11 protein-coding genes and 1 rRNA gene are annotated in these 10758 nt (G+C 33.4%); all 12 read left to right on the forward strand.

The window, feature by feature from the left end; translation table 11 throughout:
- Positions 1-42 precede the first annotated feature (42 nt).
- Positions 43-159, forward strand: a 5S ribosomal RNA gene (gene rrf / locus ACMOUI_RS03800).
- Between the two features lie 68 nt (positions 160-227).
- Entirely contained in the window at positions 228-1202 is a 975-nt protein-coding gene (gene galE / locus ACMOUI_RS03805) for a UDP-glucose 4-epimerase GalE (RefSeq protein WP_418964412.1), read from the forward strand.
- Between the two features lie 16 nt (positions 1203-1218).
- Complete coding sequence (locus tag ACMOUI_RS03810) at positions 1219-2058, forward strand: hypothetical protein (protein WP_418964413.1); 840 nt, start codon at positions 1219-1221, stop codon at positions 2056-2058.
- 11 nt (positions 2059-2069) lie between these two features.
- On the forward strand, positions 2070-2900 hold the full coding sequence (gene yqeB / locus ACMOUI_RS03815; protein WP_418964414.1) for a selenium-dependent molybdenum cofactor biosynthesis protein YqeB: 831 nt from the start codon (positions 2070-2072) through the stop codon (positions 2898-2900).
- Positions 2869-3642: an XdhC family protein gene (locus ACMOUI_RS03820; protein WP_418964415.1), complete on the forward strand. Its 774-nt coding sequence runs from the start codon at positions 2869-2871 to the stop codon at positions 3640-3642. The genes yqeB and ACMOUI_RS03820 overlap by 32 nt, the downstream gene beginning before the upstream one ends.
- Position 3643: 1 nt before the next feature.
- Positions 3644-4114 carry a cyclic pyranopterin monophosphate synthase MoaC gene (gene moaC, locus ACMOUI_RS03825; protein WP_418964416.1) on the forward strand — a complete coding sequence of 157 codons (471 nt, stop codon included), beginning with the start codon at positions 3644-3646 and terminating at the stop codon, positions 4112-4114.
- Positions 4107-5444, forward strand: coding sequence for a sodium:glutamate symporter (locus ACMOUI_RS03830; protein ID WP_418964417.1), 1338 nt, complete (start codon positions 4107-4109; stop codon positions 5442-5444). The genes moaC and ACMOUI_RS03830 overlap by 8 nt, the downstream gene beginning before the upstream one ends.
- Positions 5445-5511: 67 nt before the next feature.
- A complete protein-coding gene (locus tag ACMOUI_RS03835; RefSeq protein ID WP_418964418.1) occupies positions 5512-7413 on the forward strand; it encodes an ABC-F family ATP-binding cassette domain-containing protein in 1902 nt (633 codons plus the stop codon).
- A 122-nt stretch (positions 7414-7535) separates the two neighbouring features.
- Positions 7536-7904, forward strand: a complete 369-nt coding sequence (gene rpsL, locus ACMOUI_RS03840; RefSeq protein WP_023051095.1) for a 30S ribosomal protein S12 — start codon at positions 7536-7538, stop codon at positions 7902-7904.
- A 26-nt stretch (positions 7905-7930) separates the two neighbouring features.
- Entirely contained in the window at positions 7931-8401 is a 471-nt protein-coding gene (gene rpsG / locus ACMOUI_RS03845; RefSeq protein ID WP_418964419.1) for a 30S ribosomal protein S7, read from the forward strand.
- 36 nt (positions 8402-8437) lie between these two features.
- Complete coding sequence (gene fusA, locus ACMOUI_RS03850; protein WP_418964420.1) at positions 8438-10519, forward strand: elongation factor G; 2082 nt, start codon at positions 8438-8440, stop codon at positions 10517-10519.
- Between the two features lie 113 nt (positions 10520-10632).
- Positions 10633-10758, forward strand: a 126-nt coding sequence (locus ACMOUI_RS03855; protein WP_418964421.1) for a GTP-binding protein, incomplete at its 3' end; no start/stop codon positions are given.

A 10758-nucleotide genomic window follows, 5' to 3' on the forward strand; every position in this document is an offset into this window, starting at 1 on the left:
ACTACTATATAGTTTCAAATGATCCAAGTAAATTAAATATTGATTGGCAACGATAGCTATGGAGGTACACCCAGTAACATTTCGAACCTGGAAGTTAAGCCCATAAACGCTGAAAGTACTTGGGGGGCAGCCCCCTGGGAGGATAGGAAGTTGCCAATCTTTTTTTATTTTTTGTAAAATTATGCTATAATTTAATAGATAAAAATTAAATTGTAGAGAGGTGTTATATGAAGAATATATTGGTCACTGGTGGAGCAGGGTATATTGGAAGTCATGCCGTAGTGGAACTACTGGATTCAGGGTACAACGTTATTGTATTAGATAACCTAGAAAATGGATATATAGAGTTAGTTGATAAGAGAGCGAAATTTTATCAAGGGGATATAAGAGATATCAATTCTTTTGAAAATATTTTTAAAGATAATAAAATTGATGCAGTTATGAACTTTGCAGGATATATAAAAGTTGGAGAAAGTGTTTTTGAACCTAATAAGTACTATTTAAATAATACCTATGGAGTTATGAATGTAATTGAAATGATGAAAAAATATGGGGTAAAAAGTATTATATTCTCTTCGACAGCAGCAGTTTATGGAGAGGTGAAGTGTGAGGGGCTAGTGTATGAAGATTATCCAACTAACCCTATAAATCCTTATGGGGCAAGTAAACTGATGGCTGAAAGAGTTATAATAGATGCAGCAAAAGCATATGGAATAAACTATTCAATATTTAGATATTTTAATGTGGGAGGGGCTCATGAAAAATATCATATAGGACAAAAAGGTGATGGAGTAACGGCTCTGATACCTATAATACTTCAAACTGCAAAAGGGGAGAGAGAGAAATTAAGTATATATGGAAATGATTATCCAACAAAAGATGGTACAGGAATTAGAGATTATATTCATGTAGTTGATTTAGTTAGAGCTCATATTGCCGCTTTGCCAGCATTGGAAAAAAATATTAGTGGAATTTATAATTTAGGAAATGGAAATGGATTCTCAGTTTTAGAGATGTTAAATGCAGCTAAAGAAGTTACAAAGATTGATATAAAGTCAGAAATTATAGAGAGAAGAGAGGGAGACCCGGCTTCAGTGGTAGCGGCTAGTGAAAAAGCAAGAGAGATACTTGGATGGGAACCTGAATATACAGATGTCAGTAAAATAATTGAAACAGCTTGGAATTGGTATAGAAGTCTTTAGAGATCAGAGGTGAATCATGGAATTTTTTAAAAGAATTTTTACGAAAAAAAAAGAGCAAGAAGTTGTTAAAAATGAGGAGATTATTGAAAAGAAAATAGAGTGTAGTAGTGAAAATTGTGGATGTAAGAACTGTGAGCATAAAGAGGATGAAAAAAATGGAGATTACTTGAAAAATATATGTATTCAGATAGAGACAATTCCATGTGAACCTAACCCCTATTTTGTAGTAAATGATGAAAGTGCAAAATTTTTTGAAGAGTTTGAAATAAGAATGACTACAATCTATAGAATGTATAGTATAAATAGCATTTTCTTAAAAGAGTATCAAAAAGTTTCAAGAGAGTCGTTAACTTCAACAAGAGATAACGAAAAAGAGTTCTCTAAATACAGTAAGTGCTATTTTATAAATAATAACGCTTTTAAAGAGATACATCATATGAGCAATTTATTAAATGTTTTTATGATATTTGAAGTTTTATTAAAGAATATAACCAAAGATATTGCCTATGATAAACACTTGGATTTAGAGGAGATTCAAAATAAAAATATGTCATATTTAAATAGCTATATACTATTTTTAGAGGAAGCAATGAAAGGTAATTTCTCATTGAATGAGGATGAAAGAAACTTTATAGGAATAGTAAGAAAAATTAGAAATGATTATCTTCATGACTATATGACAGAGATACCTGAATCTATTGAAAAAGAGATAGTGAAAATTTTTAATTTGAGAACAGGGAAAAGAATTACAGTGGATGAGTATTTTATAGAGAATACGTGTAAAAGTTTTGGTGCAATAGCAAAGAGATTAGAAAAAGCATACTGGGAGTATAAAAATAAATTTCTTGAAAAATAAGGGGGTGTTAAATGTTGATTATAGTTAGAGGTGCAGGGGATTTAGCAACAGGAGTTATTTATAGACTATATAAGAGTGGGTTTAAAATGTTGGTTTTAGAGGTAGAAAACCCAAGTGCAATAAGAAGAACAGTATCTTTTTGTGAGTGTATCTACACAGATGAGCAAGTGGTAGAAAATGTGAGAGCAAAAAAGGTTGAAACTCTTGAAGAGATTGAGCGTTGCTGGGTAGATGGAGATATTCCTATAGTTGTAGACCCCATTGGTAAATGGATTGAAAAATTAAAGCCAGAAGTGGTAATAGATTCAATTATTGCTAAAAAAAACTTGGGAACAAATAGAAAAATGGCTCCATTGACAGTGGGATTGGGTCCTGGATTCACAGCTGGAAAGGATGTGGATGCAGTTATAGAAACAATGAGAGGGCATAACTTGGGAAGAGTTCTTTATAGAGGCAGTGCACAGGAAAACACAGGAGTTCCGGGAGAGATAGGAGGAGTAACAACGGACAGGGTTATTTATGCTCCATGCTCTGGAACATTTAAAGGGCTAAAAGAGATTGGGGATATAGTAAAAAAAGGTGAAGAGTTGGGTAGTATTGGTAAAGAACCAGTGTTTGCCACAATAGATGGATTATTACGAGGAATAATTAGAGATGAATACAAAGTTCAAAAAGGCTTAAAAATAGCAGATATAGATCCAAGATTAAATCAACATAACAATTGTTTTACAATTTCTGATAAAGCTAGAGCATTGGGTGGAGCTGTTTTAGAGGCTATATTATATGAAATCGTAAGAAAGGGGGAAAAAGATGGATTTAAGTATTTTAGAGAAAATTTTTGAAATTGTTAATTCAGGGAAAAAAGTAGCACTGGTAACATTGACTAAATCAAGTGGATCTACACCTAGAAAAGAGGGGACTTTAATGGGTGTATGGGAGGATGGATTTATAGGAACTATTGGTGGTGGCTTAATCGAACATAGAGTTATAAACCAAGCTAGAAAAAATTTAGAGGAGAATCAAAATCAAAATTTTAGCTATGATTTGACAAAAGAAGCTGAGCTTGGAATGAGCTGTGGTGGAAGTGTAGAGGGATATATAAAGATTATAAATCCAAAGAATAGAGTTGTTATAGTTGGAGCAGGACATATTGGACAAAAAATCTATAATATATTGGAAGGTTCTGATTTTGAAAGAGTTATCTTAGATGATAGAGAGGAGACTAAGGAGTTTTCAGAGAGTGTAAAAATAGGGGATTATCAAACTCTTATAGAGAGTTTGGATGAAAATGAAAATACCTATTTTATAATTGTGACAAAAGGGCATGTGTCAGATGAGATAGCTTTAAAAACAATTTTGAAAAAACAGTGTAAATATATTGGAATGGTGGGAAGTAAGAAAAAAGTTACTGAGATTAAGAAAAGTTTAAGTGATCAAAACTTAGTTATACCAGAAAATAAATTTTATTCTCCAATTGGATTGAAGGTATCTGATGGAAGCCCATTTGAAATTGCAATTGAGATTGTAGCTGAAATACTAAAGGTTAAAAACAATGGTGAATTAGTACATAGGAGGTTAATATAGGGTGTTAACACATTTTAATGAAGATGGGAAAGCCATAATGGTAGATGTCACTGAAAAAAAAGAGACAAAAAGAGTGGCAATCACAACTGGAAAAATTACAATGAACTTAGAGACTTATAATAAAGTAAAAGAGGGAACTATAGAGAAAGGTGATGTATTAGGAGTCGCTAGAGTAGCTGGAATAATGGCAGCTAAAAAAACGAGCGAATTAATTCCAATGTGTCATCCACTATTTTTAACTGGAGTGGAAGTTGAATTCAAATTTTTAGATGAGAGTTTAACAATAGAAGCTAGGGTTACAGTTAAAACTTTTGGTAAAACAGGAGTGGAGATGGAAGCTTTAACAGGGGTTTCAACAGCACTATTAACTATTTATGATATGTGTAAAGCCATGGATAAAACAATGCTAATCAGTGATATTAAACTATGTAAAAAAACAGGTGGAAAATCAGGAGAGTTTATAAATGAATGATTTTTTAAATATAGTTGCATATTTAAGTGTTCTTTTAATAGTGGGTATAGTTTTAAAAAGTAAAATTAAACTATTGCAGGAACTATTTATACCAGCCTCTGTAATAGGGGGAGGGATTGGATTATTTCTAGGTCCAGATTTTTTAGGTAGATACTATGAGTTGATACCCTTAAGTTGGATAAATAGCATAAAGTCTATTCCAGGGGTCTTAATAGTTCCAATCTTAGTTTCAGTTCCTCTTGGAATGGAGCTGGGTAAAAAAAATAGATTTGTTAAAAATACAGTGAACACAGGTGGAATACTATTTTTAGTAACTTTTATCCAACTTTTTATAGGATATTTCATAAACTTTATTTTTGATAAACTCTTTAATATAACACTGTATAAAAGTTTTGGTGCAGAATTAAACTCTGCATTTGCAGGTGGACATGGAACAGCTGGAGTGGTGGGAAGAACACTGAAAGAGTTAGGTGGTGACTACTGGGAGTTGGCTCAAGGAGTAACGGTGACACTGGCAACCATTGGACTGGTAACAGGAATTGTTTTTGGTATATTTCAGATAAAAAGAAAATCTGGAAGTAGTTTGACACAAGAGGTGTTATCAGAGTATAAAAGCGGTTATATAAAAAATAGAGAAAAGCAAAATTTTATAGGAAAAGAGACAATGCTAACAACAACAGTGGACACTTTAGCGTATCATTTAGCAGTTGTTTTTGGGGTTTCAGGTTTTGCTATAATAGTTTTGAATCTATTTAAAAAGTTTCAAATTCCAGTGTTATCAAAAATTACTATCTGGTCTTTGGGTATGTTTATCATGTTTTTTATCTGGCAAATAATGTCTAAAAGAGGGCTAGAGTGGAGTATTGATACGAAAGTGAAAGGGAAGATTACAGGAACTTTAACGGAGTTTGCAATTGTTGCAGCAGTGGCTACTATTCCTTTAAAGGGAGTTATGAGTTACATATTTCCCATTGTATTCACTAGTATAGTAGGGTTTTCCATAACTTGGTTAATAATTTATAAACTTTCCCAAAGATATTTTAAAGACTATCATTTAGAGAGAAGTTTAGCAATGTTTGGAACATCGACTGGAGTTTTTATAACGGGATTATTACTTTTAAGAATTTGTGATCCTAAATTGGAAACACCTGTTTTACAGGACTATTCACTTGGTTTTTCAATAACAGCATTGATGGGACCAATTTTAATAGCTCTGTGTATCCAACTGAGTGTTGCTTATAACTATTTTTATCCCATGGGGATTTTAATTGTTTTAATAATTTTAACAAGTTTAAGTATGGAATATTATAATAGAGGAGTGGAAATATAAAATCCACTCCTTTTTTTTAAACTTATGCTATAATTAAAGGGATAAATAATAAAAAAGGAGAACGAAGATGGCTTTACTGAGTGTAAATAGTTTATATAAAGGCTTTTCAGGTGAGTCTTTGCTAAAAGATATTACATTTTCTATAGATGAAAAGGATAGAATAGGTATTATTGGAGTAAATGGAGCAGGGAAATCCACGCTGATAAAAATGCTTATGGAATTAGAGGATGGAGACCCAAATCCAGAAACAAATGAGAGAGGAACAATCTCAAAAAAAGGTGGTTTAAAAATAGGTTATCTCTCTCAAAATATAAGTCTAAATAGAGAAAATACAATTTTTGATGAATTGATGGGAGTTTTTTCTGATTTAAAATCTGACTATGAAAGAATAAAAGAGCTAAATAATTTAATAGCCACTGATTTAGACAACTTTGATAGACATATGGAAGAGTTAGCTGTTTTGAGTAGTAGATATGAGCAAGAGGAAGGGTATGCAATTGAGTATAAGGTGAAACAGATTCTTATTGGGCTTAGCATTCCTGAAGAGATGTGGAAAGTGAAGATAAAAGATCTGTCTGGAGGGCAACAATCAAGGGTCGCCTTGGGAAAGATATTGTTGGAAGAACCAGAACTTTTAATATTGGATGAGCCAACAAACCATTTGGATTTAGTTGCAATTGAATGGTTGGAGCGATTTTTAAAAGATTATCCAAAGGCATTTATAGTGATATCTCACGATAGATATTTTTTAGATAACATTGTAAATAGAGTTTTTGAAATAGAGGGAAAAACTTTAAAAGCTTATAAAGGAAACTTTTCTGAGTATGTTATTCAAAAAGAGGCCTATCTATCTGGAGCTGTAAAATCTTTTGAAAAAGAACAGGATAAAATCAGAAAGATGGAGGAGTTTGTAAGAAGATATAAAGCTGGACAGAAATCAAAGCAAGCTAGAGGTAGACAAAAACTTTTAGATAGAATGGAAAAAAGTGAAAATCCTATTGTTGGAGTCAGAAAAATAAAACTTAAATTTGAAGTTGAAACTCCCAGTGTAGATAAAGTTTTAGAGCTAAAAAATCTAACTATGAGCTACGGTGAGAAAAAACTTTTTAACAATTTAAATCTAACTATCTACAGAGGAAATAGAGTTGGAATAATCGGAAAAAATGGAGTTGGAAAATCAACTATTTTAAGGATTATAAATGATTTGGAAAAAGCCAAAAGTGGAACTGTAGAAATTGGTGAAAGAGTAAAGATAGGTTATTATGACCAAAATCATCAAGGATTAAAAATGGAAAATACAATACTGGAAGAGTTACTTTATACTTTCCCAATGAGTGATGAGGAAGCTAGAACTATAGCTGGAGGATTCCTATTTTCAGCAGATGATGTGGATAAAAAAATAAAATCTCTTTCAGGTGGAGAAAAAGCTAGAGTAGCTTTTATGAAACTCATATTATCAAGACCTAATTTTTTAATACTGGATGAGCCAACAAATCACTTGGATATCTACTCTAGAGAGATATTAGAGGAAGCCTTAGAGGACTATGATGGAACGATTATAGTTGTTTCTCATGACAGATATTTTTTAGAGAGTGTTGTAAATAATATATATGAAGTGACTAAAGAGGGAGCTACTTTATTTAAGGGAGACTATGAGTCCTATATCTCACAAAAAGATATTATCAAACAAAAAGACGAAACTGCCGGTTTAAATTATGAGGAGCAAAAAAGAAATAGAAATAAAATCACAAACTTAGAAAAAAAATATAAAAAATTAGAGGAAGAGATAGAGAGATTAGAAAGTGAAAAAAGTGACTTGGAAAAAAGGTATGAAGTTGCTGGAAAAAACAATAATTTAGATGAGTTAATGGACATTCAAAGAGAGATAGATCTAAAAGATGAAAGAATTTTAGAAGCTATGGAAAGCTGGGATGAAACTGCTCTAGAGCTAGAGGAATTAAAAAAATAGTTGTAAAAAAATAAAATTGTGGTAAAATTATCTTTGACTTTTTGCAATAAAGCTATTATAATACTAAAGTTAAATATTATTTAAAAATAATAAATAAAAAAATTCAGAGGAAGGAGGGTAAAATGCCTACTTTAAGTCAATTAGTAAAAAAAGGAAGACAAACTCTAGAAGAGAGTAAAAAATCACCAGCATTACAAGGAAACCCACAAAGAAGAGGAGTGTGTGTAAGAGTTTATACTACTACACCTAAGAAACCAAACTCAGCTTTAAGAAAGGTTGCCAGAGTAAAATTAACTAACGGAATCGAAGTAACTTCTTATATCCCAGGAGAGGGACACAACTTACAGGAGCACTCAATCGTTCTAGTAAGAGGAGGAAGAACAAAAGACTTACCAGGAGTTAGATATAAAGTTATCAGAGGAGCTTTAGATACAGCTGGAGTTGCTAAGAGAAAACAATCAAGATCTAAATACGGAGCTAAGAAAGCGTAATAATTAATTAAGGAGGTGGACAGTAAATGTCAAGAAGAAGAGCAGCAGTAAAAAGAGATGTATTACCTGATTCAAGATATTCTGATAAAGTTGTAACTAAAGTTATCAACTCTTTCATGTTAGATGGGAAAAAATCAATCATTGAAGGAATATTCTATTCTGCAATGGATTTAATAAAAGAAAAAACTGGTCAAGAGGGGTACGATGTATTTAAGCAAGCATTAGAGAACATTAAACCTCAGATCGAAGTAAGATCAAGAAGAATCGGAGGAGCTACTTACCAAGTTCCAGTAGAAGTAAGACCTGAGAGACAACAAACTCTTGCTATCAGATGGTTAACTACTTATACAAGACAAAGAAAAGAGTACGGAATGATCGAGAAGTTAGCAGCAGAGTTAATAGCAGCAGCAAACAACGAAGGAGCTACTATTAAGAAGAAAGAGGATACTTACAAAATGGCTGAAGCTAACAGAGCTTTCGCACACTACAAGTTCTAATTTCAGTTGTAATTTAAAATTTAGGAGGATAACAAAATGGCTAGAAGCGTTTCTTTAGAAATGACTAGAAACATTGGTATCATGGCTCACATCGACGCAGGAAAGACTACTACAACAGAGAGAATATTATTCTATACTGGAGTAGCTCATAAAATTGGAGAGGTTCACGAAGGTGCCGCTACAATGGACTGGATGGAGCAAGAGCAAGAGAGAGGTATTACAATTACTTCTGCTGCTACAACATGTTTCTGGAAAAATCACAGAATAAATATAATAGACACACCAGGACACGTGGACTTTACAGTTGAGGTTGAAAGATCTCTAAGAGTACTTGATGGTGCAGTTGCTGTATTCTCAGCAGTTGACGGAGTACAACCACAGTCTGAAACAGTTTGGAGACAAGCTGACAAATACGGTGTACCAAGAATAGCTTTCTTTAATAAAATGGACAGAATCGGAGCTAACTTCGAGATGTGCGTTAACGATATTAAAGATAAGTTAGGAGCAAATCCAGTACCTATTCAATTACCAATCGGTGCTGAGGATGACTTCGAAGGAGTTATCGACCTATTAGCAATGAAAGAGATCGTATGGCCAAAAGATTCTGACAATGGACAGAATTTTGAAGTTAGAGAGATCAGAGCTGAATTAGCAGATGCTGCTGAAGAAGCTAGAAACTTCATGATCGAATCAGTAGTAGAAACTTCTGATGAGTTAATGGAGAAGTTCTTCGGAGGAGAAGAGATCTCTGAAGCTGAAATCAACGTTGCTTTAAGAGCTGCAACATTAGCAAACACAATAGTACCAGTTACTTGTGGAACTGCATTTAAAAACAAAGGAGTTCAAGCATTACTTGATGCTATCGTAGCATACATGCCAGCTCCAACAGATAAAGCTATCATCAAAGGAACAGATGTTAAGAACGAAGAGTTAGAAATAACTAGAGAGATTTCAGATGATTCTCCATTTGCTGCTTTAGCATTTAAAGTTATGACTGACCCATTTGTTGGAAGATTAACATTCTTCAGAGTTTACTCAGGAGTTCTTACAAAAGGATCTTACGTATTAAACTCAACAAAAGGTAAAAAAGAGAGAATGGGAAGAATTCTTCAAATGCACGCAAACAAAAGAGAGGAAATCGAAGTTGTTTACTGTGGAGATATCGCAGCTGCAGTTGGATTAAAAGATACAACTACAGGAGATACTCTATGTGCTGAAGATGCACCAATCGTTCTAGAGAAAATGGAATTCCCTGAGCCAGTAATCTCAGTTGCAGTTGAGCCAAAAACAAAAGCTGACCAAGAGAAAATGGGATTAGCTTTATCAAAGCTTGCTGAAGAGGATCCTACATTCAGAGTTAAAACTGATGAGGAAACTGGACAAGTAATCATCTCAGGAATGGGAGAGTTACACTTAGAGATCATCGTTGATAGAATGAAGAGAGAATTCAAAGTTGAATCAACTGTTGGTAAACCACAAGTTGCTTACAGAGAGACTGTAACTATGGCACAAGACCAAGAAGTTAAGTACGCTAAGCAATCTGGAGGAAAAGGACAATACGGACACGTTAAGATTACTCTTGAGCCAAACCCTGGTAAAGAGTTCGAATTCGTAAATAAAATAACAGGAGGAGTTATCCCTAGAGAGTATATTCCTGCTGTTGAAAAAGGATGTAGAGAGGCTCTTGAGGCTGGAGTTGTAGCTGGATACCCTATGGTTGACTTAAAAGTTACACTTTATGATGGATCATACCATGAGGTTGACTCATCAGAGATGGCATTTAAAATTGCTGGATCTATGGCACTTAAGCAAGCTGCTCAAAAAGCAAAACCAATCATCCTTGAGCCAATCTTCAAAGTAGAAGTAACTACTCCAGAAGAGTACATGGGAGATATCATAGGAGATATCAACTCAAGAAGAGGAATGATCGGAGGAATGACTGATAGAAACGGAGCGAAGATAATCAACGCTAAAGTACCTTTATCAGAAATGTTCGGATATGCAACTGATTTAAGATCTAAATCTCAAGGAAGAGCAACTTACTCTATGGAATTTGAAGAGTATGCACAAGTTCCTGCATCAGTTCAAAAAGCTATCCAAGAAGAGAGAGGAAGATAGTAACTTATCTTTTTAAAATCTTCAACTTGTAAAAGTTTAATAATGTTGTGACCTCTAGTAAGGGGTCATAACAAAAATTATAAAATATAAATTAAAATAGGAGGAAATTTCAAATGGCTAAAGAAAAATTTGAAAGAAGCAAACCGCACGTTAACATTGGAACAATCGGACACGTTGACCACGGAAAAACAACAACAACAGCAGCAATCTCTAAAGTATTATCAGATATGGGATTAGCA

This window comes from Cetobacterium sp. (genome assembly GCF_048470075.1).
Taxonomy (GTDB): Bacteria; Fusobacteriota; Fusobacteriia; order Fusobacteriales; family Fusobacteriaceae; genus Cetobacterium_A.